Annotated in this window: 28 protein-coding genes and 1 tRNA gene; 2 read left to right on the forward strand and 27 right to left on the reverse strand. The window is 66.5% G+C overall.

All coding sequences use genetic code 11. The features are described from left to right. Nucleotides 1-47: 47 nt before the first annotated feature. The 23 genes from QPC17_RS06710 to argS all read right to left on the reverse strand — a co-directional run bounded on the left by QPC17_RS06710 (nt 48) and on the right by argS (nt 21,221). Nucleotides 48-347, reverse strand: coding sequence for an Rv1322 family protein (locus QPC17_RS06710; RefSeq protein WP_062613457.1), 300 nt, complete (start codon nt 345-347; stop codon nt 48-50). Beyond that, nucleotides 347-1,042, reverse strand: coding sequence for an endonuclease NucS (nucS, locus tag QPC17_RS06715; protein ID WP_062613456.1), 696 nt, complete (start codon nt 1,040-1,042; stop codon nt 347-349). The genes QPC17_RS06710 and nucS overlap by 1 nt, the downstream gene beginning before the upstream one ends. 125 nt (nt 1,043-1,167) lie before the next feature. After that, nucleotides 1,168-1,587, reverse strand: a complete 420-nt coding sequence (locus tag QPC17_RS06720) for a DUF2550 family protein (protein WP_062613455.1) — start codon at nt 1,585-1,587, stop codon at nt 1,168-1,170. A gap of 12 nt (nt 1,588-1,599) precedes the next feature. Next, nucleotides 1,600-1,887, reverse strand: coding sequence for a F0F1 ATP synthase subunit delta/epsilon (locus tag QPC17_RS06725; RefSeq protein WP_062613454.1), 288 nt, complete (start codon nt 1,885-1,887; stop codon nt 1,600-1,602). After that, entirely contained in the window at nt 1,884-3,347 is a 1,464-nt protein-coding gene (gene atpD, locus QPC17_RS06730) for a F0F1 ATP synthase subunit beta (RefSeq protein WP_062613453.1), read from the reverse strand. The genes QPC17_RS06725 and atpD overlap by 4 nt, the downstream gene beginning before the upstream one ends. A gap of 13 nt (nt 3,348-3,360) precedes the next feature. Then, the gene (locus tag QPC17_RS06735; protein ID WP_068538689.1) at nt 3,361-4,248 is read right to left on the reverse strand and encodes a F0F1 ATP synthase subunit gamma; all 888 of its coding nucleotides are present in this window, start codon (nt 4,246-4,248) and stop codon (nt 3,361-3,363) included. 2 nt (nt 4,249-4,250) lie between these two features. Continuing rightward, nucleotides 4,251-5,876 carry a F0F1 ATP synthase subunit alpha gene (gene atpA, locus QPC17_RS06740; protein WP_062613451.1) on the reverse strand — a complete coding sequence of 542 codons (1,626 nt, stop codon included), beginning with the start codon at nt 5,874-5,876 and terminating at the stop codon, nt 4,251-4,253. A 42-nt stretch (nt 5,877-5,918) separates the two neighbouring features. Then, entirely contained in the window at nt 5,919-6,728 is an 810-nt protein-coding gene (locus QPC17_RS06745; RefSeq protein ID WP_062613450.1) for a F0F1 ATP synthase subunit delta, read from the reverse strand. Nucleotide 6,729: 1 nt separating this feature from the next. Then, entirely contained in the window at nt 6,730-7,284 is a 555-nt protein-coding gene (atpF, locus tag QPC17_RS06750) for a F0F1 ATP synthase subunit B (protein WP_285347141.1), read from the reverse strand. Between the two features lie 2 nt (nt 7,285-7,286). Further along, nucleotides 7,287-7,496, reverse strand: coding sequence for an ATP synthase F0 subunit C (gene atpE / locus QPC17_RS06755; RefSeq protein ID WP_062613448.1), 210 nt, complete (start codon nt 7,494-7,496; stop codon nt 7,287-7,289). 28 nt (nt 7,497-7,524) lie between these two features. Further along, nucleotides 7,525-8,346 (reverse strand): F0F1 ATP synthase subunit A, encoded by an 822-nt coding sequence (gene atpB / locus QPC17_RS06760; protein ID WP_251769189.1) that lies wholly within the window; start codon nt 8,344-8,346, stop codon nt 7,525-7,527. Nucleotides 8,347-8,526: 180 nt separating this feature from the next. Beyond that, the gene (locus tag QPC17_RS06765) at nt 8,527-8,934 is read right to left on the reverse strand and encodes a hypothetical protein (RefSeq protein WP_062613446.1); all 408 of its coding nucleotides are present in this window, start codon (nt 8,932-8,934) and stop codon (nt 8,527-8,529) included. After that, nucleotides 8,924-10,018: an MraY family glycosyltransferase gene (locus QPC17_RS06770; RefSeq protein ID WP_082661164.1), complete on the reverse strand. Its 1,095-nt coding sequence runs from the start codon at nt 10,016-10,018 to the stop codon at nt 8,924-8,926. The genes QPC17_RS06765 and QPC17_RS06770 overlap by 11 nt, the downstream gene beginning before the upstream one ends. Next, complete coding sequence (locus tag QPC17_RS06775) at nt 10,015-10,620, reverse strand: L-threonylcarbamoyladenylate synthase (protein ID WP_062613445.1); 606 nt, start codon at nt 10,618-10,620, stop codon at nt 10,015-10,017. Before QPC17_RS06775 ends, QPC17_RS06770 begins: the two co-directional genes overlap by 4 nt. Then, complete coding sequence (prmC, locus tag QPC17_RS06780; RefSeq protein ID WP_062613444.1) at nt 10,617-11,435, reverse strand: peptide chain release factor N(5)-glutamine methyltransferase; 819 nt, start codon at nt 11,433-11,435, stop codon at nt 10,617-10,619. Before prmC ends, QPC17_RS06775 begins: the two co-directional genes overlap by 4 nt. After that, complete coding sequence (prfA, locus tag QPC17_RS06785) at nt 11,436-12,548, reverse strand: peptide chain release factor 1 (RefSeq protein WP_062613443.1); 1,113 nt, start codon at nt 12,546-12,548, stop codon at nt 11,436-11,438. It abuts the gene before it with no gap. Nucleotides 12,549-12,617: 69 nt separating this feature from the next. After that, complete coding sequence (gene rpmE, locus QPC17_RS06790; protein WP_062613442.1) at nt 12,618-12,830, reverse strand: 50S ribosomal protein L31; 213 nt, start codon at nt 12,828-12,830, stop codon at nt 12,618-12,620. Between the two features lie 138 nt (nt 12,831-12,968). After that, nucleotides 12,969-14,681 carry a transcription termination factor Rho gene (rho, locus tag QPC17_RS06795; RefSeq protein ID WP_068538683.1) on the reverse strand — a complete coding sequence of 571 codons (1,713 nt, stop codon included), beginning with the start codon at nt 14,679-14,681 and terminating at the stop codon, nt 12,969-12,971. A 217-nt stretch (nt 14,682-14,898) separates the two neighbouring features. Next, a complete protein-coding gene (gene thrB / locus QPC17_RS06800) occupies nt 14,899-15,792 on the reverse strand; it encodes a homoserine kinase (RefSeq protein ID WP_101923645.1) in 894 nt (297 codons plus the stop codon). Beyond that, entirely contained in the window at nt 15,789-16,892 is a 1,104-nt protein-coding gene (gene thrC / locus QPC17_RS06805) for a threonine synthase (protein ID WP_062613439.1), read from the reverse strand. The genes thrB and thrC overlap by 4 nt, the downstream gene beginning before the upstream one ends. Then, nucleotides 16,892-18,169: a homoserine dehydrogenase gene (locus tag QPC17_RS06810; RefSeq protein ID WP_070446479.1), complete on the reverse strand. Its 1,278-nt coding sequence runs from the start codon at nt 18,167-18,169 to the stop codon at nt 16,892-16,894. Before QPC17_RS06810 ends, thrC begins: the two co-directional genes overlap by 1 nt. A gap of 14 nt (nt 18,170-18,183) precedes the next feature. Then, the gene (lysA, locus tag QPC17_RS06815) at nt 18,184-19,539 is read right to left on the reverse strand and encodes a diaminopimelate decarboxylase (RefSeq protein ID WP_285347142.1); all 1,356 of its coding nucleotides are present in this window, start codon (nt 19,537-19,539) and stop codon (nt 18,184-18,186) included. Nucleotides 19,540-19,541: 2 nt separating this feature from the next. Continuing rightward, complete coding sequence (gene argS, locus QPC17_RS06820; RefSeq protein ID WP_285347143.1) at nt 19,542-21,221, reverse strand: arginine--tRNA ligase; 1,680 nt, start codon at nt 21,219-21,221, stop codon at nt 19,542-19,544. Nucleotides 21,222-21,318: 97 nt separating this feature from the next. On the opposite strand from argS, the gene QPC17_RS06825 reads away from it, so the two are divergent. Then, nucleotides 21,319-21,391: transfer RNA gene (locus tag QPC17_RS06825), tRNA-Arg, on the forward strand. 24 nt (nt 21,392-21,415) lie between these two features. Here QPC17_RS06825 and QPC17_RS06830 read toward each other — a convergent pair. Genes QPC17_RS06830 through QPC17_RS06840 form a run of 3 tightly spaced genes read right to left on the reverse strand, consistent with a single transcriptional unit; the run spans nt 21,416 to nt 24,173 of the window. Further along, entirely contained in the window at nt 21,416-22,489 is a 1,074-nt protein-coding gene (locus tag QPC17_RS06830) for a hypothetical protein (RefSeq protein ID WP_285347144.1), read from the reverse strand. Continuing rightward, nucleotides 22,486-23,142 carry an ABC transporter ATP-binding protein gene (locus QPC17_RS06835; protein WP_070446442.1) on the reverse strand — a complete coding sequence of 219 codons (657 nt, stop codon included), beginning with the start codon at nt 23,140-23,142 and terminating at the stop codon, nt 22,486-22,488. Before QPC17_RS06835 ends, QPC17_RS06830 begins: the two co-directional genes overlap by 4 nt. Beyond that, nucleotides 23,142-24,173: a peptidoglycan-binding domain-containing protein gene (locus QPC17_RS06840; protein WP_285347145.1), complete on the reverse strand. Its 1,032-nt coding sequence runs from the start codon at nt 24,171-24,173 to the stop codon at nt 23,142-23,144. The genes QPC17_RS06835 and QPC17_RS06840 overlap by 1 nt, the downstream gene beginning before the upstream one ends. A 588-nt stretch (nt 24,174-24,761) precedes the next feature. On the opposite strand from QPC17_RS06840, the gene QPC17_RS06845 reads away from it, so the two are divergent. Beyond that, entirely contained in the window at nt 24,762-25,355 is a 594-nt protein-coding gene (locus tag QPC17_RS06845; protein ID WP_285321277.1) for a hypothetical protein, read from the forward strand. Here the strand turns inward: QPC17_RS06845 and QPC17_RS06850 are convergent. Continuing rightward, entirely contained in the window at nt 25,352-26,128 is a 777-nt protein-coding gene (locus QPC17_RS06850; RefSeq protein WP_285347146.1) for a glycerophosphodiester phosphodiesterase family protein, read from the reverse strand. The genes QPC17_RS06845 and QPC17_RS06850 overlap by 4 nt on opposite strands. Nucleotides 26,129-26,131 lie beyond the last annotated feature (3 nt).

Genomic DNA, 26,131 nt, shown 5'->3' on the forward strand with positions numbered 1-26,131 from the left:
GACGCTGGCCCAGTTCTACGATATGCAATCATAAAACCACGCTACCACTAGAAGCCCGTGGAGCGGCGCCCTTTCGCCCGCCAGCACGACGTGTGCCAGTGCCGGCGCGCCTCCTGGCCCGCCTGTGGGCCAAACCAGCTGTCCTCCGTCCAGGCCACCACGTGCGATTCCCCCACCATGATGATCCCGTTACACCCCGGGCACACGTACTCCTTGGTGCCCGCGCGGATGGTGTGAACCTTGAACTCCATGCCGTTATCGGCGGTCTCGTAGTGGGTGTAGTTCATCAACCGCTCCGGATCGAGCGGGCGAACCTCACGCTGATACTTGTTCCGCCGCCGGGCCATCAGAACAGCCGATCCTCAGGCCGGTCCACTCCGCGCATCGCGTCATAGTCGAGCACCACGCACTCAATCCCCCGGTCCTCCGCCAGCACCCGCGCCTGTGGACGGATCTCCTGGGCCGCGAAGATGCCGCGGATCGGACGGAGCGTGGAATCGCGCTCGAGCAGCGAAAGGTAGCGGGTCAGTTGCTCCACGCCGTCCACCCCGCCCCGGCGCTTGACCTCCACCGCGATGTGGCGCCCCTGCGCGTCCGTCACCAGCAGGTCCACCGGCCCGATCGCCGTCGGATACTCGCGCCGCACCAGCTGCGTGCCCGCGCCTAGGATCTCGGTCTGCTCGGCGAGCAGGCGCTGCAGGTGTTCCTCTACGCCGTCCTTGAGCAGGCCTGGCTCCACGCCCAAATCGTCCGTGATGTCCTCGTGGATCTCAAAAATGTGGATGACGAGCGCGTCATCCATCTTCGCGTGCTCCACCCGCCACTTTTCGGTAATCCCGCGCTCAGCCTCCGCTGCTTCCGGCTCCTCCACGCGCATCGTGCACGGCGCCGACATCCAATTCAGCGGCTTGTACGACCCGCCATCGGAATGGATAAGCACCGACCCGTCTGACTTGAGCATGACTACCCGCTTGGCGGGCTCAAGGTGGGCATCGAGGCGACCAGAATAATCCACAGAGCATGTCGCAATGACGATTCGCACGAGCTTCCTTTCCGCTAGAAGCTCCAGCCTAGCAGAGCGCCCGGCCCGCGCGTCTTGCGCCCGCTACCTCACGACGCTGCCCGGCAATGCAAGCCGCCGCACGACGCCGCCCGCCCGGCTCACCCCTACCCGAGCGTGGGCTCGGCCGAGGGGCGCGAGGAATCCATCCAGGACAGCAGCGCCGCCATCTCCTCCGGACTGGAGGCCACCCGCCGGCTCTCCCCCGCGCTACCTGGTTTGCCGGGCATGAGGACCGTGACCACGGAGATACCCCCGCGCGGGCGCTGCACCTCAAAACTCATCGTGTTGCGCACCCACCGCACCTTCGGCGCCAAGGACAGGGAGCGCGTGGAATACAGGTCAAGGGACTCAGGCCCAAGGATCGCGATCGCGTTGTGCCACGCCCCGTCCTCGCCCCGCACCGACACCTGGATCGAGGCCTCGTGATTGAGCAAGTAGCGAATGCGATACAGGTAGAGGGATGACAGGGCGAGAGCGAGCATCACAAGGATCGCGATGATCCACCAGATGCCGCCCTCGCCCATATCAGCCCGTTCCTATTCCGCGCCCAGTTCCTCGAACATCTTGGCGTTGGCCTCGGCGTCGTCGTAATCCTCCACGACCACCGTGATGTCGTCCTGGTCCACGGTCATGAAGCCGTTGCCAACCTTGAAGGACTTCGGCTCCCCATTCTCCACCAGGCGTACCGTGCCTTTGTAGATCACGGCCATGACGGGGGCGTGACCCGGCAGGATACCCATCTCGCCGTTGAATGCGGGCACCACGAGCTCAGAGACCTCACCTTTGTAGAGGCCCCCGGTTCGCGTAACGATCTCTAGCCTCATGACTCGGCCTGAATCTTCGCCCAGGCGCGCTCGATGTCCTCGATGCCGCCGATGTTGAAGAACGCCTGCTCCGGGATGTGATCGTATTCGCCCTCGGTGATGCGACGGAAGGCCTCAACCGTCTCGTCGATCGGCACCGTGGATCCCTCCACGCCCGTAAACTTCACGGCCGTGTAGGTGTTCTGCGAGAGGTACTGCTCGATGCGGCGTGCACGCGCAACGGTGATCTTGTCCTCTTCGGAGAGCTCGTCCACGCCCAGGATCGAAATGATGTCCTGAAGTTCCTTGTTCTTCTGGAGGATGGACTTCACGCGGGTCGCCACGTCGTAATGCGCCTGACCCACGTACTGCGGGTCGAGGATGCGCGACGTCGACGCCAGCGGGTCCACCGCCGGGTACAGGCCGCGCGAGGCGATCTCACGGGAGAGCTCGGTGGTCGCATCCAGGTGGGCGAACGTCGTGGCAGGCGCCGGATCGGTGTAGTCGTCAGCAGGCACGTAAATGGCCTGCAGCGACGTAATCGAGTGGCCGCGCGTGGACGTGATGCGCTCCTGGAGGGCGCCCATCTCATCGGCGAGCGTGGGCTGGTAGCCCACCGCGGACGGCATGCGGCCCAGCAGCGTGGAGACCTCGGAGCCAGCCTGCGTGAAGCGGAAGATGTTGTCGATGAACAGTAGCACGTCCTGGTTCTGCACGTCGCGGAAGTACTCCGCCATCGTCAGACCGGACAGGGCGATGCGCAGACGCACCCCCGGCGGCTCGTCCATCTGGCCGAAGACCAGGGCGGTCTTGTCCAGAACGCCGGCCTCCTCCATCTCCATGATGAGGTCATTGCCCTCGCGAGTGCGCTCGCCGACGCCGGCGAACACGGACACACCGCCGTGATCCTGGGCAACGCGTTGGATCATCTCCTGGATGAGCACGGTCTTGCCCACGCCCGCGCCGCCAAACAGGCCGATCTTGCCGCCCTGCACGTACGGGGTGAGGAGGTCGATCACCTTGATGCCCGTCTGGAACATCTTGGTCTGGCCCTCGAGCTGATCGAAGTTCGGGGCTGTGCGGTGGATCGGCCAGCGTTCGGTGACCTCGAGGGTCTCGCCCTCTTCAAGGTTCAAGCACTCGCCCACCACGTTGAACACGTGGCCCTTGGTCACGTCGCCCACGGGCACCGAGATCGGGGCGCCGGTGTTGCGCACCTTCGCGCCGCGCACCAGGCCGTCGGTGGGCTTCATCGCGATCGTACGCACGATGTTGTCGCCCAGGTGCTGGGCCACCTCGAGCACCATGGTCTTCGTGACCTCGGCGCCGTCCGCCTCGTCCTCGGGCAGGGCGACCTCGACTTCGAGGGCGTAGTTGATTTCAGGAAGGCCATCCGGCGGGAACTCGACGTCCACGACCGCTCCGACCACCTGGATGATGCGGCCATCAGCCAGCTTCTGAGACGTATCTGTCATAGTCATTTCCTTCTTGGCGCTACTTTCCGAGGCTGTCCGCGCCGGAGATAATTTCGGTGATTTCAGTGGTGATCTCTGCCTGGCGAGCATTGTTCGCAAGGCGCGTGTAGTCCTCGATGAGGTTCTGCGCGTTCTCGGTGGCCGCGTGCATCGCCTGTTGGCGCGAGGCCAGCTCCGATGCGGCCGCCATGAGCAGGACCGCGTAGATGCGCTGGTCGATGTACATAGGCAGCAGGGCGTCGAAGAGCTGGCGTGGCGAGGGCTCAAACTCGTACAGCGGCGCCTCTTCGTGAAGCCCGGCTTCGTCGTCGACGACGACGAGCGGCAGCATCCGCCGCACCTCCACGTTCTGCGTGATCATCGACTCGAACCGCGTGTAAACGGTGTGCAGCTCGGCAACTCCGCCCTCCTCCGGTGAGGCGAGGAAGCGGGCGAGGAACTCGCGCGCGATCTCGTGAGCGGTGTCCGCGCTCGGGTTGTCGGACTCCCCCGTCCACGAGCCGGCGAGCTCGACGCCGCGGAACTTGAAGTGCGACACCCCGCGCCGGCCGAAGACGTAGAGCACCGGCTCCTTGCCCTGGGCCTCGAGCTCCTCGCGTAGCCGGTCCGCCTCGCGCAGCACGGATGCCGAGTAGGCGCCGGCCATGCCGCGATCGGAGGTGACCACGAAGACGAGGACCCGGTTCGTGTCGGTACGCTCGTTGAGCATCGGGTGGCTCTCGTCAGCGTGTGCGGCAACCGCCGCGATCGACTTGGTCAGGGCCTGCGTATAGGGATCTTGGCCGAGCGCGCGCTTGCGCGCCCTGCCCACGCGAGAAGCCGCAATGAGCTCCATCGCGGAGAAGACCTTTTCGAGCGTCTCGGTCGCCCTGATCTTCTGCTTGTAGATACGCTGTTCGCCGGCCACTACTAACCCCTCTTGGACCGAACGATCTGCTCCTGCGACTTCTGGGCAGGATCGACCTGGTCGGTCGGCAGCTCGTGGGTCTCATAGGCGGAGGTGAAGGAGTCAAGGAACTTGGCGGTGGCCGCCTTCAGCTCCTCCTCCGTCTCGGGCTCCAGCTTGCCGGTCTCGAGGATGGTCTGCAGCACGTTCGTGTTGTGGCGCAGGTAGTCGAGGTAGCCCGATTCGAACTTGTGCACGTCCTTGAGCTCGATCGTGTCGAGGTAACCGTTGGTGCCGGCCCACACGGACGCCACCTGGTCCTCGACCGCGTACGGGGTGTACTGCGGCTGCTTGAGTAGCTCCATGAGGCGCTCGCCGCGGGTGAGCTGGCGTCGGGTGGTCGCGTCAAGATCGGAGGCGAACATCGCGAACGCCGCCTGGGCGCGGTACTGCGCCAGCGTGATCTTCAGCGTGCCGGCTACCTTCTTCATCGCCTTGATCTGCGCGTCACCGCCCACGCGGGACACGGAGATGCCGACGTCGACAGCGGGGCGCTGGTTGGCGTTGAACAGATCCGACTGGAGGAAGATCTGCCCGTCCGTGATCGAGATGACGTTGGTGGGGATGTAGGCCGAGACGTCGTTGGCCTTTGTCTCGATGATCGGCAGGCCCGTCATCGAGCCGGCACCGAGCTCGTCGGAGAGCTTCGCACAGCGCTCGAGGAGGCGAGAGTGCAGGTAGAACACGTCGCCCGGGTAGGCCTCACGCCCCGGCGGGCGGCGCAGCAGGAGGGACAGCGAGCGGTAGGCCTCTGCCTGCTTCGACAGGTCGTCAAAGATGATGAGCACGTGCTTGCCCTGGTACATCCAGTGCTGGCCGATGGCTGAGCCGGTGTAGGGGGCGAGGTACTTGAAGCCCGCCGAGTCGGAGGCGGGCGCGGCCACGATCGTGGTGTATTCGAGCGCGCCGTTGGCTTCGAGCGTGGCCCGCACAGAAGCGATGGTGGAGCCCTTCTGGCCCACCGCCACGTAGATGCAGCGCACCTGCTTGGTCGGATCGCCCGACTCCCAGTTCGCCTTCTGGTTGAGTACGGCGTCGATCGCCAGGGCGGTCTTGCCCGTCTTGCGGTCGCCAATGATGAGCTGGCGCTGGCCGCGCCCGATCGGGATCATTGCGTCAATCGCCTTGAGGCCGGTCTGCAGCGGCTCGTGGACCGACTTACGCATCATGACGCCCGGGGCCTGCAGCTCGAGCGCGCGGCGCCCGTCGAGGTCCGTGATCTCGCCCAGACCGTCGATCGGCTTACCAAGCGGATCGACAACGCGGCCGAGGTAGCCATCGCCCACGGGGACGGAAAGAACTTCCCCGGTGCGACGCACCTCCATGCCCTCGCGGATACCCTCGAATTCACCGAGGACGACGACGCCGATCTCTTCCTCTTCCAGGTTCATCGCCAAGCCGAGGGTGTCATCCTCGAACTGCAAAAGCTCATTCGCCATAGCGCCCGGCAGCCCGTCCACGCGGGCAATGCCGTCGGCCGTCAGGGTGACGTGGCCGACTTCCTCGCTGGCCGCTTTCGGAGGCTCATACGAACTCACAAAGCTGTCCAACGCAGCCCGGATTTCCTCCGGCTTGATCAGTTCAGCCATTTATCTTCCTTCGCTCGCTTGCGGCTAGGCCGCTTTTCAAAATCAGTTGGTAAATGCCCCTCGAACCGAGTCGAGTCGGCTGGCGATAGTGCCATCGATGATGTCATCCCCCACGTAGATCCGCAGGCCTCCGATGACTTCCGTGTCAATGGAAACGTGGATCTTGACCGGCGTGCCGTACTTGGCGCTGAGGATGCGTGCCAGGCGCTCCTCCTGCTCGCGCGTGAGCGGCAGGGCGCTGGTCACCGCGGCCACCATGTGCTCGTCCAGGCGCGCGGCTGCGAACGTGTAGCGGCGCAGCAGGCCCGGGATCGTGTGGTGTTCGCGCGCGATCGAGCGCCGGATGAGCGCCACGGTCCACGGCTGGAGGTTGTGGAACAGCTGCTCGGCGAACCGGTGGCGGGCCTCCGGGGACAGGTTCGGCGTGGTGAAGGCAAGGCGCAGATCGCGGTTGTCCGAGTAGAGGCGCATCGTCTGGTAGAGCTCCTCTTCCACGGTGGACAGCACGCCCTCGCGACGGGCGCCCAGCAGGATCGTGTCAACCCCGAGCGCTTCGATGGCCCGCTGCAGGTCATCCCGCTGGGACCACTCCTCGCGCACGAGTCCCTCCACGAGCTCGGCCACTCCGTCGCTCACGCGCCCGCCGAACACGTCGCGTGCGAGCTTCGCACGCGCCTGCGCGTCCCGCGATCCGCCCTCGAGTGCGTTGGTGAGCGCCGTGGAGACCTTGATGACATCCACGATGGAGAACATCTGGAGGGCCAGCTCGATCTCCTTGCCCACCTGGGTGGCGACGAACGGCTCCCACCGCTCCCGCGCCCGGTCGAGCGCGCCTTGACTTGCTGCGCGCATCCTAGGACTCCGCCTCCGTCAGCTCCGGGGTCATCGTCTCAAGATCATCCATGAAGCGATCGATGACACGGCGGGCGAGCGCCTCATCAGCAATCGCTTCGCCCACAATGCGGCCGGCCAGCTCCGTGGCCAGCACGCCCACCTCTGCCTGGAGGGAGCGCTGGGCTGCCTCCGAGTCGGCGTCGATACGACGCTGGGCGCTAGTGATCAGGCCGTCGGCCTCACTGCGGGCCTTGGCCTGGGCCTCGGCGATGATCGCCTTCGCGTTGTCCTGGGCGTTCTCGCGGATGCCCGTGGCCTCACGCTGGGCCTCGCGGATCTCCTCCGCGAGCTTAGCCTGCTGGTCGGCAACCTCGGCGCGCGCGACCTCAGCGGCCTTCAGGCCTTCCTCGATCTTCTCCGCGCGCTCGTCAAGCATCGCGACGAACGACGGCCAGGCGAACTTGTAGACCGCCACAGCCACGAGGATGAACGCCAGCGTGCCCCAGAGGAGTTCCGACGGTGCAGGAAAGAGCAGGTTGTAGTCGTCGCCCTCTGCAAGAATCGTCTCACGCATTCTTATGCACCGAAGACGAGGCCAGCACCGAAGCCAATCAGGCCCAGGGCCTCCGCAAACGCGATCGAAAGGAACATGTTGACGCGGAGGATACCCGCGATCTCCGGCTGACGAGCCGTTGCTTCCTGGTTCTTGGCGCCGATCATGCCGATGCCGATAGACGGGCCGAGGGTAGCAAGACCGTAACCGATGGTGGCGATGTTTCCGATCATTGTTTTCTTTCCTTTTGTTGAGTGGGTATCAGTGTTCTGAAATGGACAGGGAAATGTAGGAGGCCGTCAGCATCGCGAAGATGTAGGCCTGCAGTGCCGCGACGAAAATCTCGAAGCACATGAACGCGAGTGCGCCGATGAAGGTCACCGTACCGGTGGCCACGCCGAGCGCGCCCGACAGCGTGAAGTAGAGGAAGTGCGTACCGGCAAAGCACAGGACGAGGATGAGGTGGCCCGCCACGAGGTTCATGAGGAGTCGCAGGGTGAGCGTAGCCGGGCGTAGCACGAAGGTGGAGAGGAACTCGATCGGCGTCATGATGAAATAGATCGGCCACGGCACGCCCGGCGGGAAGAGCTGCTCCTTGAAGAAGCGCAGGCCCCCGCGGGCCTTGACGCCGGCCGCGATGAAGCCCACGTAGGAGAAGATCGCGAAGATGAGAGGCATGCCGATCAGCGACGTTCCGGCGATCTGCAGGCCGGGCACCACGCCGGTGATGTTCATGAAGAAGATGCCCAAGAAGATGGTCATGATCAGGGGCTGGTACTGGTGGGCGCGTTCCTTGCCGAGGATCTCCTCGCCAATTTGCACCTTGGAAAAGTCAAGGAGGGATTCGACGGCGGCCAGGCGGCGGTTGGGGACGAGCCTGCGGTTGCGCGCGTACCAGATGAGGATGAAGGCCAGCACCAGGGCGGCGATCATGCGCACCATGATGATGCGGTTCATCTCAAAGATCGTGCCTTCGAAGAAAAGCGCCGGCGGGTTGAATTCGTGCTCGAGCGTAGGCGGAACGAAGCTCTCACCCTCCCCCGTGAGGAAGATGGGTAGCGTTGCAAGCGCGTAAAGATTCACAGTGCGTTCAAACCCCAACTAGTGCGATGTCCTCATGTGCGTCGATGCTGACACGACCTCAAAACACTCTACCTGAGTATTTTCCTTGCTTCCAAGGTAACCCATGACCCCCTGGTCTCGCTCGGAGATTTTTGTGACTTATGCCCGTCTCGTGGCGCGTGCCTGACCGGTGGTTTTCCGCTACCCCTGCCCCACGTGTGGGCCGGCCCTGCGGAGGGCAAGGACGGAGTAAACGAGGAGGGAGGCAAGGAGGGCGAGGGCGAAGACGCCGACGACCACGCGCAGGTTCAGCCCCGAACCCCGCAACGCAAGCAAGGCCACCCCGAAGGCCGCCATCTTCACCACGTACGCCCCAACCATCGCCGCACCCTGCGCGTCGGCGAAATAGCGCGCGGCAAGCGCGCTCGCGCTGAGCGTCACGAGGTTGATGAGCACCGCGATCCCGCCGCCGGCCAAGATGGACAGGCGCTCGGCCGGGACGAGGAGCGCGGCGATCACGGTCACGACGCCGACCAGGGCCGCCGCGCCCAGCGTGGCCCGAGCGATCAGCCCGGCCGCCGTGTACGACTCGCCCGGCCTACGCCGCACGGCGCTTTCCGAACTTCTGCCAAGTCACCGCAGTGCCGGCGAAGATCGTGAGCGCCGCGCCCGCCAGCACGCGCGGGCCGGGATAGACCGTGTAGGCGACGGCGGAGAAGGAGGCGATCGCGGTCCACATGTACAAGATGAGCACGGCCACGGTGTGGGAGTGGCCCCGGCGCAGGAGGCGGTGGTGGAGGTGGCCGGCGTCGGCGGAGAAGGGCGAACGCCCCTGGCGCACGCGGCGGAACACGGCCCACGTGAGGTCAATGAGCGGAATGAGGAGCACGAGCAGGGGGATGACGAGCGGCATGAATGCCGGCAGGGCCTGGCGGGCGCCCACCGTGGCCGGGTCGATCTGACCCGTAACCAGGATCGTGGCGCCCGCGAGCACGGTACCGAGCATGAGTGCGCCCGAATCACCCATGAAGATCCTCGCCGGGTGGAAGTTGTGCGGCAGGAAGCCCACGCAACTGCCCACGAGAGCCGCGAGCACGGTCGTCGCCACGGAGGTGTAGTCACCGGGCGAGACCTCTCGGGTGAGGTAGTAGGCGTAGATGAAGAAGGCGAACGCCGCGATGCCGACCACCCCGGCCGCCAGCCCGTCCAGGCCGTCCACGAAGTTCACGGCATTGGCCACCACGACCACCGCGATGATTGTGGCAAACAGGGTCAGGCGCGTGGAGCCCACGGTCAGTCCCAAAAGCGGCACCGTCACCAGCTGCACGCCCTGCCACGCCATCACACCGGCCGCCAGGATCTCACCGGCGAACTTCGAATACCAGGTCAGCTCCCACACGTCGTCGATCGCGCCCAGGACGCACATGATTGCCCCGCCCCACAGGATCGCCCACACCCCCGTGCTCGGCGCGAACACCTCACGCAGGTAGGGGATCTGGCTGGCGAGCGCGAGCGCCCCCACGAGCCCGGCAAACATCGCCACACCGCCCAGACGGGCGATCGGGGTGGAGTGGACGTCACGCTCGCGGATCTGGGTTATCGCGCCTGTGGCGAGCGCGATGCGCAACACCAGCGGCACCAGCAGGTAGGTGAGGGCCGCGGCGAGGACGAGGATGAGGAGGTAGGTTCTCACGCCAGCGCCTGCCACACGGCGTCGGCGCTGATCGCGCCTTGACGCAAAATTGTCGGCTCGCCAACCACGCTGACGATCGTGGAGGCCACTCCCCCGGCCGACGGGCCGCCGTCGAGGTAAAGGGAGACCGCGCCGCCGAGCTGGTCCATCGCCGCCTCCACCGCAGTGGCGGGCGGCTGGCCGTGCTGGTTGGCGCTCGTCACCGCGAGCGGGCCCACCGCGCGAAGGAGCGCAAGCGTGGTATCCGAATCGGGCATGCGCAGCGCCACGGTCCCGTTCGTCTCGCCCAGGTCCCAGCCAATCGAGGCGCGCGCGGGCACCACGATTGTCATCGCTCCCGGCCAGAAGGCCTCCATGAGCGCCCGGGCCGCCGGCGAGATCTCCTCGCTCAGCTCCTCGGCCTGTCCCTCGGCCACGAGCACGGGCGGCGGGTTGGCGCGCGTGCGGGACTTGGCTGTCAGCAGCCGGGTGACGGCGTCGGTGTTAAAGGGATCGGCGCCGATGCCGTAAACCGTGTCGGTGGGCAGGCAGATAACTTCCCCGCGCGCAATCGCCGCGCTGGCCAGTGCAATGGCGCGCTGGTCGCTCGCCGGTACTTTCATTGGCGTTCCTTTCGTGCGCGCAGCCACCGGTCCCGGCCGGCCAGGTCACGCCCGGTGGTGACGTCCACGAAGCCGCACTCGGTGGCGGCCGCGCGGAGGGCCTCGCCCTGCTCGTCTCCATGTTCCATGATGAGGATACCCCCACCTCGCAGGAGGAGGTGGGCGCGCGCCACCAACTGCCGGGGCAGATCCAGCCCGTCCGTCCCGCCGCCAAACAGCGCGAGCTCCGGGTCCTGGCGCACCTCCGGCGACAGCTCGTGCCACGGCGCCACGTAGGGAGGGTTGCTCACGACGACGTCGATGCGGCCCGCGTACTCCTCCAGCTCCTCAAGCGCGTCGCCCTGGACGAGGCTGACAAGGCCGCCGTAGCGGGCGTTGTTGAGGGCGGCGGAGGCGAAGGTATCGGCAGAGCGCTCAACCGCGAGCACGCGGGCGTTCGATTCGGTGGCGATCGAGATCGCGATCGCGCCCGAGCCAGTGCACAGGTCCGCCACCAGCGGATCCGGCAACGCTCGGATGTCGGCCAGCGCGGCCTCGACCACCGACTCGGTCTCAGGCCGCACGATGAACACCCCCGGCCGCGCCTCGAGCTCAAGGTAGCGGAAATACATCGTGCCCTCCAGGTGCTGGAGCGGCACGCGGCGGGCGCGGGCGGCCACGAGCTCCTCGTAGCGGGCCAGCTCCTGCGGGGATGGCGTCCCCTGCACTCGCTCCCCTGCAACGAGCTGGGCGAGTAGGCGGGCGTCGGCCTCCGGGGAGGGCACGCCCGCGGCGGTCAGCTCAGCGCACGCCCGGGCGATCGCCTGCGCCCACATTTACTGGGCCTCGGCTTCGTCGGCTGCCGCCTGGAGGCGCTCCTCCTCGTCCTTTTCGCGCAGGGAGGTGATGACGTCGTCGAGGTGGCCGGCGAGCACCTGATCGAGGTTGTGAGCCTTGAATCCCGTGCGGTGATCGGCGATCCGGTTCTCGGGAAAGTTGTACGTGCGCACACGCTCGGAGCGGTCCACGGTGCGCACCTGCGAGCGACGCTGATCGGCCTCCTTGGCCGCCAGCTCCTCCATCTGGGCTTGGCGCAGCCGTGCCAGAAGCACGCGCATGGCCGCCTCACGGTTCTTGATCTGTGACTTCTCATCCTGCATCGACACGGTGATGCCCGTGGGTAGGTGGGTGATGCGCACGGCCGAATCCGTGGTGTTGACCGACTGGCCGCCCGGGCCCGAGGAGCGGTAGACATCGATGCGCAGATCGTTATCGTTGATCTGCACTTCCTCCGGCTCGTCCACCTCGGCAAACACGAGGACGCCGGCGGCGGAGGTGTGCACGCGGCCCTGCGACTCCGTGACCGGCACGCGCTGGACGCGGTGCACGCCCGCCTCATACTTCAGGTGCGCCCACACGCCGTCGGACGGATCCTCCGGCACATTCTTGGCCTTGATCGCCACCTGGACGTCCTTGTACCCGCCCATGTCCGTGTCGGTGTGCGACAGGATCTGGGTGGACCAGCCCTTCGACTCGGCATAGCGCTGGTACATGCGCAGCAGGTCGGAGGCGAACAGCGCGGACTCCTCGCCGCCCTCGCCCGCCTTGACCTCGAGGATGACGTCTCGGCCGTCGTCGGGATCGCGCGGCAACAGCGCGTCACGCAACGAATCGGCCGCGTCGTCCACCTCGGCCTGCAGACGCGGCAACTCCGCGGCGAACAGTTCCCCGTCCTCTCCGCCGAGCTCCACGATCTCCTTCGCCTCGCTCAGATCCGTGGAGGCGGCCAGCCAGTGCTCGTAGCGCGTCACCACACGCCGCAGCTCGGCGTAGCGCCGGCCCAGCTTACGTAGCTTCTCCGGCTTGGCCAGCACTTCGGGGGACGCCATCTGCTTTTCAATGTCCGCATACTCTTCGGCCGCGGCCTGCGCGGCAGGGAACTCACTCATGAACCTAATCTCTCAACATAAAAGCCAACGCCGGTACAGATAACACTGTACCGGCGTTGTAAAGCCCAGTTACTTGGTGCGCTTGCCGTAGCGAGCCTCGAAGCGGGCCACGCGGCCGCCGGTGTCGAGGATCTTCTGCTTGCCCGTGTAGAACGGGTGGCAGGCGCTGCACACTTCAACGCGCAACGAACCGCCCGGAAGCGTGGACCGAGTCTCGAATTCGTTGCCGCAGGTGCAGGTGACGTGAATGTCGTGGTAATCGGGGTGGATACCCTGCTTCATTTCTTTCTCCTTGGATCGTTTGATGCCCTGGGTCCGGCGAGCCGGTGAACCAGAAGCCGACGGTCAATTTAACCACAGCACGCAAGGGATTGGGTAGCGGCCGGCGGTGCCCCGTTGGTCACACCGCCGGCCCCACTCCTAGTCCGCGTTCTGCATACCTCGCACCACCGACATGAGGAACTCAGCGTTCGACTCGGTCTTGCGCATGCGGCCCAGCACGTAGTCCGAGGCCTCCTGCAGTTCGAGGGTGCCCAGCGCGCGGCGCAGGTGCCACACGATCTTGAGCTCCTCAGGGCTGAACAGCAGCTCCTCGCGGCGCGTACCGGAAGCGTTGAGGTCCACGGCCGGGAAGATACGGCGGTCGGCCAGCTGGCGCGAGAGGCGCAGCTCCATGTTGCCCGTGCCCTTGAACTCCTCGAAGATGACCTCGTCCATCTTCGAGCCCGTCTCCACCAGCGCCGAGGCGATGATGGTGAGCGAGCCGCCGTTTTCGATGTTGCGCGCCGCGCCGAAGAACTTCTTGGGCGGATAGAGCGCGCCGGCGTCCACACCACCCGACAGGATACGGCCCGACGCCGGGGCGGCCAGGTTGTAGGCGCGCCCGAGGCGGGTGAGGGAATCGAGGAGGATGACAACGTCCTGGCCGAGCTCGACCAGGCGCTTGGCGCGCTCCACCGCCAGCTCGGCCACGATCGTGTGGTCGGAGGCCGGGCGATCGAAGGTGGAAGCAATGACCTCGCCCTTGACCAGGCGCTGCATGTCCGTCACTTCCTCGGGGCGCTCGTCCACGAGCACCACCATGAGGTGAACGTCCGGGTTGTTGTTCGCGATCGCCATCGCGATCTGCTGCATGACCACGGTCTTACCCGCCTTCGGCGGGGAGACGATGAGGCCACGCTGGCCCTTACCGATCGGGGCCACGAGGTCGATGACGCGGGTGGTCAGCGCCTTCTGCGTGGTCTCCATCCGCAGCATTTCGTTCGGGTAGAGCGGGGTGAGCTTGTTGAACTCGGGCCGCTCGCGCGCCTCGTCCGGGGCCATGCCGTTGATGGCGGTGACCTCCACCAAGGGGTTGAACTTGTGCTGGCGGCCGCGGCGATTACCCGCCGCCGACGCGTCGCGCACTGCGCCCTGGATCGCGTCGCCTCGGCGCAGGCCGTAACGGCGGATCATCTGGGTGGAGACGTAGGCGTCATTCTTGCCGGGCAGGTAGCCGCCCGTGCGCAGGTAGTTGTTGTTGCCGTCGATGTCGAGGATGCCGGCCACCGGGATGAGCACGTCACCCGACTCGATGTCGTCCTCGCGCTCGGTGCGATCCTGGTCGCGGTCGCGGTTCCGATCGTTGCGATCATTGCGATCATTGTGGTTATTACGGTCGCCCCGCTCAGAACGCTCGCCCCGGTCGTTTCGGTCATTGCGATCGCCGCGGTTGCGGTTGCGGCTGCGCTGACGGCGGCCGCGGCGACCACGCGAGTCGTCGTCCGCGTTTTCCTCGGCACGACGCTCGGCGGCATCGCCCAGCGCGTCGAGCGCCGCCTTCTTCTCGTCCTGGCTCAGCTCCTTCGCCGGCCGGCCCTTGACCGGCGGCAGGTCGAGCCGGGCACTCGGATCGCCGTGCTGGTTGACCGCCTGCGAATCAGCAGGCTGGGTCTTGTCACGACGCGCGGGCCGCTCGGCGCTCTTCTCCGCCGGCTTCTCGGCACCTGCCGGCTTCTCGGCCGCGTCCTTCTTCGCGGGCGCCTGGCCGGAGCGCGCCTCACGGATGGCAGAAATGTAGTCGTTGCGGCGGGACTTGGCCGGCAACGAAAGGCCCATGGAGGCCGCCAACTCTTGCAGGTCGGCAAGGCGCATCGTCGAAATGGGGCCTGTGGGTGGCGTTGGATTTTCGCTCACGAGGTTCCTTCCTCGGATCCGGGACAAAGCCGGAGATCACTTGGTTAATAATCCGCACGATGGCGCAGTGCGCTCGAAACATGTGCGTGGCGCGGGCCCAGCGGGCCTCGCTGACGCGGCAATCAGCCAATCACGTCAGGGGCTAGCCTACACGCGCACGGCCGTTTTGGGAAACCTAACGCGCCAAAATGTGAGCACCGGCAACCTGCTTCGAGTCCACCGTGCGGAAACCCTGCTTGGCCAAAATGTTCGCCATCTCGGGCGCCACCTGCGCAAACAGGAGGATCGTGGGCCCAGCCCCGCTCACCACGGCGGGCCAGCCCGCCTCGCGCAACGCCTTGAGCATCGCGGCCGTGTGCGGCATGGAATCGGCTCGGTAGCCCTGGTGGAGGCGGTCCTCCGTAGCGGCAAACAGCAGCGAGGGATCGCTCGCCAGCGCGTGGGTGAGCAGCGCGGCCCGCCCGGCGTTGAACGCGGCGTCCGCGTGCGGAATCGTGGGCGGCAGGACTGCGCGCGCCGTCGTCGTCGGTAACACCTCGTGCGGCACCAGCAGCGTGGTCCTCACCTGCGGGGAAACCGCGAGCTGGGCCGTGCGGTAGCCCTCGCCCTCGGTCCAAGACACGGTGACACCGCCGTAGATCGCGGGCGCGGCGTTATCCGGGTGGCCTTCGTATTCGGCGGCGATGTTGAGCACCTGCTCGAGCGTGAACTCGGCGGGGCTCCCCAGCATCTCGCGCACGAGCATCACGCCCGCCACGACCGCCGCCGCCGAAGACCCCATACCTTTGCCGTGCGGGATCGCGTTGCGGCACACCAGCTCGATGCCGGCGGCCGGCGCGCCCACACGCTCGAAGGTCTCGCGCATGACACGGATGATGAGATGCGTCTCGTCCTTCGGAAGCGTGTCATGCCCCTCGCCCACCACGATCACCTTCGAGGCACCCGTGGTGAGGGTAGCCGAGACCTCATCCCACACGTCGTGAGCCATGCCCATCGAGTCAAAGCCCGGGCCAAGATTTCCCGACGACGCCGGCACCCGTACCCGCGCCGTGTCGTTCACGATCCTCATGACAGCCCCAGGACCCGGGCGGCGGCCTGCGTGGTCGGCTCGATCGGATCGAAGTCCAGCTCCATGTCGCCCAGCGCGGTGGCCGTGTCTTTCAGGCCATTGCCGGTCACCGTACACACGATCTTCGCACCGCTCGGCACCTTGCCCTGCTCGCCGGCCTGGAGGAGCCCGGCCACCGACGCCGCCGACGCCGGCTCCACGAACACCCCCACCTCGGAGGCGAGGATCTTCTGGGCGGCGAGGATCTGCTCGTCGCGTACACGGTCAATCCAGCCGCGCGAATCATCCCGGGCGGCCTCGGCGTACTTCCAGGAGGCCGGGTTGCCGATCCGGATCGCGGTGGCGATCGTCTCGGGCTGGTCCACCACGTGGCCGAGCACCAGCGGTGCCGCGCCCCACGCCTGAATGCCCCACATCTGCGGCACCTTCGCGGCCACGGGATCCATGTGGAGGGCCGAGTCGTCGAAGGAGGCCAGGGTGGTCCGGCCGGCGTACTCGTTATAGCCCATCCAGTAGGCCGAAATGTTGCCGGCATTGCCCACGGGCAACACGTGGATGTCCGGGGCGTCACCCAGCTCGTCCACGATCTCGAACGCCGCGGTCTTCTGACCCTGCAGGCGGTAGGGGTTAACCGAGTTGACGAGCGCCACCGGGTGGGAGTCGGTCAGCTCGCGCACGATGTTGAGGCAGTCGTCGAAGTTGCCGTCCACCGCCACGAGGCGGGCGCCATGCACGATCGCCTGGGCGAGCTTGCCCGCCGCGATCTTGCCCGCGGGCAGGATAACAGCGCACTGCAGCCCCGCCGCCACGGCGTAGGCAGCCGCCGACGCCGACGTGTTACCAGTGGAGGCGCAAGCCACCACCTCCACGCCAGTCTGCAGCACCTGCGAGATCGCGGTGGTCATGCCGCGGTCCTTGAACGAGCCGGTGGGGTTCGCGCCCTCCACCTTGACGTACACCTCGGCGTCCAGCTTCTCCGACAGCGCCTTGGCATAAACGAGCGGCGTGCCACCTTCCTTGAGGGTGACCACCGGGTCCGAGTCCGCAAACGGCAGCCGCTCACGGTATTCGCTGATGAGTCCTTGCCACTGATGAGCCATTATTCGTCCTCTACCCGAAAAACGCGCACCACCTCATGCACGTCACTAATCTTTCCTACAGCCTCGATGGTAGCCGCCATGTCGGCGGCAGACGCGGCGTGCGTAGTAATCGCGAGCGCCGCCAGGCCAGGCTGGCCGTCAACTTCCTGGTTGACGGCCGAGATCGACACGCCCGCCTCCGCGAACGCGTCCGTGACCTCAGCGAGCACGCCCACCCTGTCGGCCACCTGCAGGCGCACGAAGTAGCGCGAGACCGATTCCCCGGCGCCCATGAACTCCGACTCGCCGAGCACGATCTCCTGCGGGGCACGCCCACCCAGCACCTTCTTCGCCGCCGCTGCAACGACGTCGGACAGCACCGCCGACGCCGTGGGGGCGCCTCCCGCTCCCCTGCCGTAGAACATGAGTCGGTCCGCGGACTCGGCCTCGATGACCACCGCGTTGAAGGAACCGCCGATGGAGGCCAGCGGGTGGGATACGGGCACGAGCGAGGGCGCCACGCGCGTCTCGATCTTGCCGCCGGCCTGGGTTGCGGTCGCCACCAGCTTGATGACGTAGCCGTTCTTCGTGGCCGCCTCGATGTCCGCGTCCGTGATCGAGCGGATGCCCTCCACGTCGACGTCGGCGAGCGAGACCCGCTTGTGGAAGGCGAGGGAGGCGAGGATCGCGATCTTCGCAGCGGCGTCGAAGCCGTCGACGTCGGCCGTGGGGTCCGCCTCCGCGTACCCGAGCTCCTGGGCGGTGGCGAGCACCTCGTCGAAGGTGAGGCCCTTGGTGGTCATCTCATCGAGGATGTAGTTCGTGGTTCCGTTGAGGATGCCCTTGATCGCCTTGACCGAGTCCCCCGCGAGCGACTCGCGCACCGCGTAGACCACCGGCACCGCGCCGGCCACGGCCGCCTCGTAATACAGGTCGACCTTCTTTTCCTTCGCCAGGTCATACAGCTCGGGGCCGTGCTCGGCTAGCAGCGCCTTGTTGCCCGTCACCACCGAGGCGCCCGATTCGAGGGCGTGGCGGATGAGCGTGCGCGGGGGTTCGATGCCGCCAATGAGCTCGATCACGACGTCGGCCTGCTCGATGAGCCCGGCCGCGTCAGTGGTGAGCAGGGCCCGGTCGATCGCCGGGTCGCGTTCGGCGGCGAGGTTCGATACCGCGATCCCGATTAGTTCGAGGTCCGCCCCGGCGCGCGCCGAGAGCAGCGCATTGTTTTCGGACAGCAGGCGGGCCACCTGAGTGCCCACGGTGCCGCAGCCGAGGAGCGCAATCTTGATACTCATGTCGTCCTTTCGCACTAGCCCACGTCAAGGGCGAGCTGATCCTCGATTGTCTCACGGCGGAGGATAACCCTGCAGTGTCCGTCTCTTACTGAGACAACGCCAGGGCGCGGCAACATGTTGTAGTTCGATCCCATCGAGCGCCCATAGGCCCCGGTGACGGGCACGGCCAGCAGGTCCCCGGCCGCGAGCGGCGGCAGAGCGACGTCGTGAACCACGATGTCCCCCGACTCGCAGTGCTTGCCCACCACGCGACAGCGCGCCTCCTCGCCCTCCACGAGCCGGTTCGCCACGAGCGCCGTGTACTGGGCGCCGTAGAGGGCGGGACGGAGGTTATCGGACATGCCGCCGTCCACGGAAACGTAGCGGCGCGGGCCGGAATCGGTGACCACGTCCTTGATCGTGCCCACCGTGTAGAGGGTCATCATCGCCGGTGCCACGATCGAGCGGCCCGGCTCGATCGACACGCGCGGCGGGCGCAGGCCCGTTTGTGCCACGTGCTCGGAAACGGCGGCGGCGAGCACCCGGGCGAACTCCTCGGGGGCTGGCGGGACGGCGTCGGCGTCGGTGTAACGCACGCCGTATCCCCCGCCCAGGTCCACCTCCGTAATCTCAATGCCCTGGCCCGCCGCCCACGCCCGCACGTCCAGCACGGCGCGCGCTGCCTGTGCGAAGCCGTCAGCGGCGAGGATCTGGGAGCCGATGTGGGAGTGCAGGCCGATGAGCGAGAGCGCGGGATTCGCGGCGATGCGGGAGATGGCCTCCTGCGCCGCGCCCGTGGTCACCGACAGGCCGAACTTTTGGTCCTCGTGGGCCGTTTGGATGAAATCGTGCCCGCCGGCGTGAACGCCCGTGGTCAGGCGCACGTAGACGGGGGCGCGCGTGCCGACCGCCCGCGCGATACGCGCCACATGCTCGATCTCGGGCAGGGAGTCGACCACGATGTGGGCCGAGCCGCACTCGAGCGCGAGCGTGATCTCGGCATCCGACTTGTTGTTCCCGTGCAGGCCGATGCGGCTGCCCGGCACGCCGGCCGCGAGCGCCGTGCGCAACTCTCCCTCGGAGGCCGAGTCGATGTTCAGCCCCTCCTTAGCCATCCAGCGGGCCACGGCCTTGCTGAGGAAGGCCTTGCCGGCGTAGTAGACGTCAGCGCCCGCGAGCGGGGCGAAGGCCACATCCATCGCGTTCTTCCAGGCCCTCGCCCGGGCACGCATGTCCGCCTCGTCCAAGATGTAGGTGGGCGTGCCAAACTCGCCGGCGATCTGCGTCACGGGCACGCCCGCCACCGCAAGCTCGCCCGACTCGGTGCGGGCGACGTTCGCCGACCACACCCCGTCCGGGCGGCCTGTCGGCTCGGGTGCGCGGGCCACCACGGTTACATCCTCTCCGGGGCGCTGACGCCGAGCAGCGCCAGACCGTTGCGCAGCACCTGACCGGTGGCGTCGTTGAGCCACAGGCGGGTCTGGTGGACGGGGCTGACCGGGTCATCCCCGCGCGGGGTCACGCGCGAGATGCCGTACCACGAGTGGTACTTGCCCGCCAGCTCCTCGAGGTAGCGGGCCACACGATGCGGCTCGCGAAGCTCGGCCGCCTGCGCCACGATCACCGGGTACTGGGCGAGCGTTGCCAGCAGCTCCTCGTCCGCCTCCCCATCCAGGAGGGCCGGGTCGAAGGCATCGCGCCTCACGCCGTGCTCGGCCGCATTGCGGTCCACGGCGCAGGTGCGCGCGTGGGCGTACTGAACGTAGTAGACCGGGTTCTCGTTCGTGTTGGAGGTAATGAGGCCCAGGTCGATCTCCAGCGGGGAGTCCATCGCGGCGCGCACCAGCGAGTAGCGGGCGGCGTCCACCCCGGCCGCCTCCACCAGGTCGCTCAATACCACGATCGTGCCGGCGCGCTTGGACATCTTCACCGGCTCCCCGTCCCGCACCAGGCTCACCAGCTGGCCGATGAGGATCTCCAAGTTCTCCCCCTGGCCGGCCGTGTCACCGAAAGCGCGCGCCATCGCGTACATGCGCCCGATGTAGCCGTGGTGGTCGGCGCCCAGAATGATGACCACGCGGTCCGCGCCACGCTCGCGCTTGTTCAGGTAATAGGCGATGTCGCCCGCGAAGTAGGCCGCGTCCCCGTCGGACTTGATGATCACCCTGTCCTTGTCATCGCCGAAGTCCGTAGTGCGGATCCACGTGGCGCCGTCGGCCTTAAAGATCACGCCCTGCTCATCTAGGCGCGCGATCGCCGCATCCACCGCGCCCGACTCGTGCAGCGAATCCTCGTGGAAGTACACGTCGAACTCCACGCGGAAGTCACGCATCTCATCCTTGATCGCGGCAAACATGAGGTTGACGCCGCGCTCGCGGAAGACCTCGCGCGCCGCGTCGTCGTCAAGCCCTGCCGGGTCCGGGCGCCCGGCCGCGAGCTCGTCGGCGATCACCTGCTGGGCGATGTCGGCGATGTACTGGCCCCCGTACCCGTCCTCCGGCGCCTCCTCACCACGGGCGCGAGCGAGCAGGGACTTAGAGAAGCGGTCGATCTGGGCGCCGTGATCGTTGAAGTAGTACTCGCGTACCACGTCCGCACCGCTGGCCTTGAGGATGCGGGAAAGCGAATCGCCGACGGCGGCCCAGCGCGCGCCGCCCACGTGGATCGGGCCGGTGGGGTTGGCCGAGACGTATTCAAGGTTGATGGTGGAGCCCGCCAGCACATTCGCCGTGCCGTAGGCCTCCCCGGCCTCCACGATCATGCGAGCAAGCTCACCCGCGGCGGCCGCGTTCAGCGTGATGTTCATGAATCCCGGGCCCGCGATATCCACGGCCGCAATCGCCTCCGAGCCTGCAATCCTGCCCTTGAGGAGTTCCGCGAGCGCGCGCGGGTTCGTGCCCGCCTTCTTTGCCAGCTGCAGGGCAACATTCGTGGCCCAATCGCCGTGTTCGCGACTGCGCGGGCGCTCGACCTTCACGTCCGGCAGGTCGGCCGGATCCAGGTTGACCTCACCGGCGGCGATCGCCTGCTCGAGCGAGGTGCGTATAAAGGCAGAAAGTTCTTCAGGTGTCATGCACCAAGCATACCGGCGCCCGCCGACGCACCCAATTTGGTATCACCACACGATTCGATTCTGCGCGGCCTGCGGTGTTAGACTGACGAATCGCCGGGCCCCGATAGCTCAGGGGATAGAGCGTCTGCCTCCGGAGCAGAAGGTCGCAGGTTCGAATCCTGTTCGGGGTACTTTTCCCTCGCCCGCGCCGCGCCCTACGCCGTGCGCAAGATCGCCACCGGATCTCTGTTGACCGCCCACGCGATCGGGATGAGCGCCGTCAGCGACGAGGTCAGCACCATCACGAGCGCCACCGCCACCGTGAACTGCGGCGGAATCGGGCTCAGCCACACGCGCGCCACGACGTCGGCTGCCAGGCCCGCGAGCGCCGCTCCTAGCGCGATCGGTAGCGTCACCCTCACCAGCGTTAGTGCTGTGAGGTCTATTCGCGTGATCCCCAGCGCTCGCCGCCGCCCCAGCAGCCGGCGGTAGAGGAGCACGTAGGCAAGGGAGACCACCGTGGTGAGGACGCTACCGAGCCCGATGACGGTCAGCAGGGCCGACTTCGTGCAGCTGGCAAAGTCCCCGGACGTCACGCGGTCAGCAATGGCTAGCCCCGAGCTTTCGAAGGTCAGCTGGCCCGGAGACTCCTCGGCCGCGTACGTGCGGATCGCGGCCTGGATGGAGGGCACGGCGTCGATGGCATCGGCCATGACGACGATGCTACGCATGGTCTGTAGCTCGGAGTTCTGGACGACCATTGACTCGGCGAACACCTCGTATCCTGGGCGGACGGTCGCGCCCGCCACCACGGGAAACTCCCTCCCGGCGCTGGTGAGCACGACGCCGGAGGGCACCTCCCAGCCCAGCTTGCGGAGGACCTCCTCGTCGATCGCGGCCTCGCCGTCGGCGGGCGGGCGCCCGTGGGAGAGGACGAACGGCACGCTCAGGTCGGTCACCTGCCACGCGGTGGTCTTGGCGCCCGGGACGGCCGCATCCACCTCCAGTACCTCCCCCACGCCGATCACCGACTCCACGCCACGGGTGGTTCGCAAGAGCTGGACCACCTGGGCATTGAGGAGCTTGCCCGTGGCCTCGCGAACCGTGAGCACGCGCGCCGAGGGATCGTTGAGCTCGCCTGCCAAGGCTTCGCGCTGAGCCACCTGCTGTCCGGCAGTGAGCAGCGCGCCGAGCGTCGCACCGAGCGAGACGATAAAGAGGAGGAGGGTGGGGACCACCTGCCGGCGCGCGTCCCGCCGCGCCTCGCGTAGCAACTGCACCAACCTCATACCTCCACCCCCGCGCTGACATCGAGCACGTAATCGCACGCCTCGATGACAAACGGGTCGTGCGTGGCGACGACGACGGTGCGGCCGGCACGTGCCTCCTCCTGGAGGAGGGAGAGGATAGTCTGCGCGTTGCCGCGGTCAAGGTTTCCGGTCGGCTCGTCGGCGAGGATGATCGCCGGGCTATTAATGAGCGCGCGAGCCATCGCGGCGCGCTGGCCCTGGCCGCCCGAGATCTTGGTGGGGCGCTTGCCCTCGAAGCCGCTCAGCCCCACCTTGGCCAGTAGCTCCGTACCGCGCTCAACGAGCTGTCGGTACGTGTTGCCCACGTAGAGTCCCGGCTCCACCACGGAATCGAGGATCGGTGAGAAGTCGTCCAGCTCGGAGTCCTGAAAGACGAATCCAATGTTGCGGGCCCGAAAGGTGCTGCGCTGAAAGTCGCTTAGCCCGCTAACGTCCCGCTCCCCAACACAGACCGCCCCCGAGCGCGGCTGAAGCATGAGCCCGAGGATATAGAGGAAGGTCGACTTCCCGCAGCCGGACGGGCCTGTGAGGGCCGTGAGTGCCCCGGGGTGGAAGTCGTAGGAGAGCCCCTCGAGCACGCTTGGGCCCTTGCCATAGGCGAAGCTCACGTTGTTGGCGCGCAGCGTGTCCATCAGTCGCCCTCGCCGAAGACGCGGATCTCGCTTCCCACATCGATCCCGTCGACGACCGCGACGCCCTGGGAAGCGCCCAGCACCACGACGTCGTGACGCTCGCCGGCGGCGTCGACGACATAGGTGGCGCCGAGTGCGTCGGTCATGATGGCCGAGCGCGGCACGAGCGGGCCGGAGACCTGCGGCACAATCTCGATGATCGCCTGAAGCTCGCTGCCGGGGGTGAGCCCCTCGCAGTCGTCGTCGCACACGGTGCCACCGCCGACGCCTTGGATCTCGACCTCGTAGGTGAAGGACTCCTCGTTCTTGCGGGTCTCGCCCACCACACCGCTCCACTCGTGCTCGCCGTTCGTGAGGCGCACCTGGGCCTCGGCGGGCAAGAGGGCCTGCTGTGATTCGTTGAGCACAAGGAAGACGCGCGGAGTGCCGGCCGGTGCGGACACCACCACTTCTCCCCCGGCAAGTAGCACGCCCTTTTTGAGGACCTTCCGGTCGAATGTGAGCTCGGCGGGCAGGCTCGGGCTGGCCACCAGCTGCCCGAGCTGAACCGTTCCCGTAACAGGCTGGCCCGTGTCCTTTTGCCACTGGCGCACGTTCTTCTCAGCGATCGGCCCGAAGTCTGAATCCACGGCCCCCGGGTAGCCGAGCGCGTTGAGGTAAGCGTTGAGCTGCTTGACGTCCCCGCCCGTCATGCCACGGGAGAGGTCGCGATAAAACGGGACGTCGCCGTCGACGACGCCGACGGGCAGCCCGCCCACTTCGTACAACGTCTGCCCGGCGGAGAACACCTGATCCTCGGCCACGAACGTCACGACTCCGGGGAGCACGTTCGTTGCTAGTGTCGTGCTATCCACGTCAACGCTCGCGCCAAAGCTCAGGCTACGGCCCACGCTTCCCGTCTCCACCGTGACGGTTGCGGGCGCGGCCTTGACCGGCACCGCCTCCTCACCGCGGACAACGACGTAGCCCGCACCCAGCCCGAGGCCGGCAGCAACCAGCACCGTGAGGAAAAATGCGATGATCCGGCGCATCGTGCCACCCTTCTTTTTCGATCAGCAACGCCTTTTGGTCAAAAGCGCTCCTCCACATTGAAACGCTGTTACTTTAATCACATACATCCCAGTACACCTCAGATAAGAGATCGGATCATGTACATCAGAAAGACTCTCATTGCTCTTTCCACCTCGCTCGCACTCGCACTGAGCATCGCTGCTCCGGCAACAGCTGCCTCTCGAAGCGGAACAGCAACCTGCCCGGCGGGAGTTGCAGGGGGCATCTCCGCCTATTCCGAGCGACGGTTTCCTAGTAACTACATGTATGTGAAGGTCGGCACCTCAGTTAAGGACGGAACAGGTCACGACCGTTTGCAGATCGACACCAACCTAAAGACTGCATTTTGGTACGCCCAGAGTCCGAGTCTTCGTAAAGCAGCCGGCTACTGTAACCCGCGTTAGTTGTCTCTCATGTTCATATCTTCTCGCAGCTGCAAGAGTTTACGCGTCGTTGGTGTTGCCCTGTGTGCCGCTCTCATACTCGCCGGCTGCTCCTCACAAGAGGAAACCACGGCGCCCACTGGCACTCCCGACAACCCACGGGACGTCACCGCGTGGTCTCCCTCAGTGATCCCGACGAGCGCCCCCATCACCGAAGAACAGCAGGAAGCATCGCGGCTCGAGCAGGTAACGCAGATCCTCCAGGCTTACGACCTTCCCGCACCCACCTCCGAGGTCGAGCTCCCGCCTGTCGTGCGACGGGTGAGCTACGAGGATTCCGGCCCCCTCATCGCACAGTGCCTGACGGACAACGGCTTTTCCAGCACGTCTTCGGGTGGAATCATCACCACGCTCGACGTGGCCGATGAACAGGAGAAGTCCTTCGCCAAAGTTCGCGCCGACTGTGCCGCCCAGTACCCCATCGACGCGAAATACACGCAAGAGTGGACAGCCGACCAGTGGAGGGTCTACTACGAGTACATGGTCGGGTACTACACTCCGTGCGTCGAGTCCTTCGGCATCGCGATCGACAAGGACAATATCCCTGAAGAACGGACTTTTATCGAGAGCGCCCTGTCCGGCGCTGATAGGTGGAGTCCCGTGGCAGAATGGTTCGACAATCCCGATTATCACAAGCTGACGGACGAGACGACCCCCGAGGGCGCCGAGCTAGCTGAGGCGTGCCGGCAATCCCCGCCGAGCAACAAGCTCTTCGGCTAGTTCGCCCCGCCCCGCATCTGGTCGATCACCGACCGCGCCAACGTCGGCCGATCGGTGATGAGCCCGTCCACGCCGAGCTCGAGAGCCCTGCGCATGTCGTCGGCGTCGTTGACGGTCCACACATGCACGGCCAGGCCGCGTGCGTGGGCCAGCGCGATGAACTTCTCATCTACCACCTGGATGGTCTTGAACAGCTCGGGGACCTGCACGCATTCCACGCCGCGCTCCGGACCCGGCAGGCGGTAGGCCAGCGCGCGCGGGCCCTTGGCCGCCACCACTAGCCGCGCGATCGCGGACGTCCCCATCGAGGAGCGCACTCCCGGAAGGCGCCTGCGCATCCACGCCAGGCGGACCTCGGAGAAGGAGGCCAGGCTCACGCGGTGGGCGGCATTCTGGCGGCGAATCGCCGTCACCATCGCCGGGGCGGTCGCGTTGTTCTTCGCGTCCAGGTTAAAAATGAGGTCCGGGAACTCTTCGAGCAGGTCATCGAGGCGCACGAGCGGGTTACCCGAGTGGTCGCGCACGTGCCGCAAGTCCTTCCACGCCCAGGAGGAGACCGCGCCAGAGGCGTCCGTGAGACGGTCGAGGATCGGATCGTGAATGATGACCGCCGTGCCGTCGGCCGTCACATGACAGTCGGTTTCGACGTAGCGGAAGCCCTGATCGCGCATCGCCTCAAAAGCGACGATGGTGTTCTCCGGGTGCTCGTCCCCACCACCGCGGTGAGCGAGGATGACGGGCTCGCCGATCTCCCACATGCGCTGATGAACCATGAA

Origin of the sequence: Trueperella bernardiae, from assembly GCF_030246965.1 — a bacterium.
In the GTDB taxonomy this organism is placed as follows: Bacteria; Actinomycetota; Actinomycetes; order Actinomycetales; family Actinomycetaceae; genus Trueperella; species Trueperella bernardiae.

Excerpts from the sequence above, each read along its gene's own strand:
- thrB (WP_101923645.1), bottom strand. The coding sequence starts at position 15,792 with ATGAGGATCGTGAACGACACGGCGCGGGTACGGGTGCCGGCGTCGTCG.
- QPC17_RS06720 (WP_062613455.1), bottom strand. The coding sequence starts at position 1,587 with ATGGGCGAGGGCGGCATCTGGTGGATCATCGCGATCCTTGTGATGCTC.
- rho (WP_068538683.1), bottom strand. The coding sequence starts at position 14,681 with ATGCGCCTTGCCGACCTGCAAGAGTTGGCGGCCTCCATGGGCCTTTCG.
- atpF (WP_285347141.1), bottom strand. The coding sequence starts at position 7,284 with ATGCGTGAGACGATTCTTGCAGAGGGCGACGACTACAACCTGCTCTTT.
- QPC17_RS06810 (WP_070446479.1), bottom strand. The coding sequence starts at position 18,169 with ATGAGTATCAAGATTGCGCTCCTCGGCTGCGGCACCGTGGGCACTCAG.
- QPC17_RS06745 (WP_062613450.1), bottom strand. The coding sequence starts at position 6,728 with ATGCGCGCAGCAAGTCAAGGCGCGCTCGACCGGGCGCGGGAGCGGTGG.
- atpE (WP_062613448.1), bottom strand. The coding sequence starts at position 7,496 with ATGATCGGAAACATCGCCACCATCGGTTACGGTCTTGCTACCCTCGGC.
- QPC17_RS06775 (WP_062613445.1), bottom strand. The coding sequence starts at position 10,620 with ATGAAAGTACCGGCGAGCGACCAGCGCGCCATTGCACTGGCCAGCGCG.
- prfA (WP_062613443.1), bottom strand. The coding sequence starts at position 12,548 with ATGAGTGAGTTCCCTGCCGCGCAGGCCGCGGCCGAAGAGTATGCGGAC.
- QPC17_RS06850 (WP_285347146.1), bottom strand. The coding sequence starts at position 26,128 with ATGGTTCATCAGCGCATGTGGGAGATCGGCGAGCCCGTCATCCTCGCT.
- QPC17_RS06835 (WP_070446442.1), bottom strand. The coding sequence starts at position 23,142 with ATGGACACGCTGCGCGCCAACAACGTGAGCTTCGCCTATGGCAAGGGC.
- QPC17_RS06725 (WP_062613454.1), bottom strand. The coding sequence starts at position 1,887 with ATGAGGCTAGAGATCGTTACGCGAACCGGGGGCCTCTACAAAGGTGAG.
- atpD (WP_062613453.1), bottom strand. The coding sequence starts at position 3,347 with ATGACTATGACAGATACGTCTCAGAAGCTGGCTGATGGCCGCATCATC.
- QPC17_RS06830 (WP_285347144.1), bottom strand. The coding sequence starts at position 22,489 with ATGAGGTTGGTGCAGTTGCTACGCGAGGCGCGGCGGGACGCGCGCCGG.
- QPC17_RS06840 (WP_285347145.1), bottom strand. The coding sequence starts at position 24,173 with ATGCGCCGGATCATCGCATTTTTCCTCACGGTGCTGGTTGCTGCCGGC.
- thrC (WP_062613439.1), bottom strand. The coding sequence starts at position 16,892 with ATGGCTCATCAGTGGCAAGGACTCATCAGCGAATACCGTGAGCGGCTG.
- QPC17_RS06710 (WP_062613457.1), bottom strand. The coding sequence starts at position 347 with ATGGCCCGGCGGCGGAACAAGTATCAGCGTGAGGTTCGCCCGCTCGAT.
- prmC (WP_062613444.1), bottom strand. The coding sequence starts at position 11,435 with ATGTGGGCGCAGGCGATCGCCCGGGCGTGCGCTGAGCTGACCGCCGCG.
- atpA (WP_062613451.1), bottom strand. The coding sequence starts at position 5,876 with ATGGCTGAACTGATCAAGCCGGAGGAAATCCGGGCTGCGTTGGACAGC.
- rpmE (WP_062613442.1), bottom strand. The coding sequence starts at position 12,830 with ATGAAGCAGGGTATCCACCCCGATTACCACGACATTCACGTCACCTGC.
- argS (WP_285347143.1), bottom strand. The coding sequence starts at position 21,221 with ATGACACCTGAAGAACTTTCTGCCTTTATACGCACCTCGCTCGAGCAG.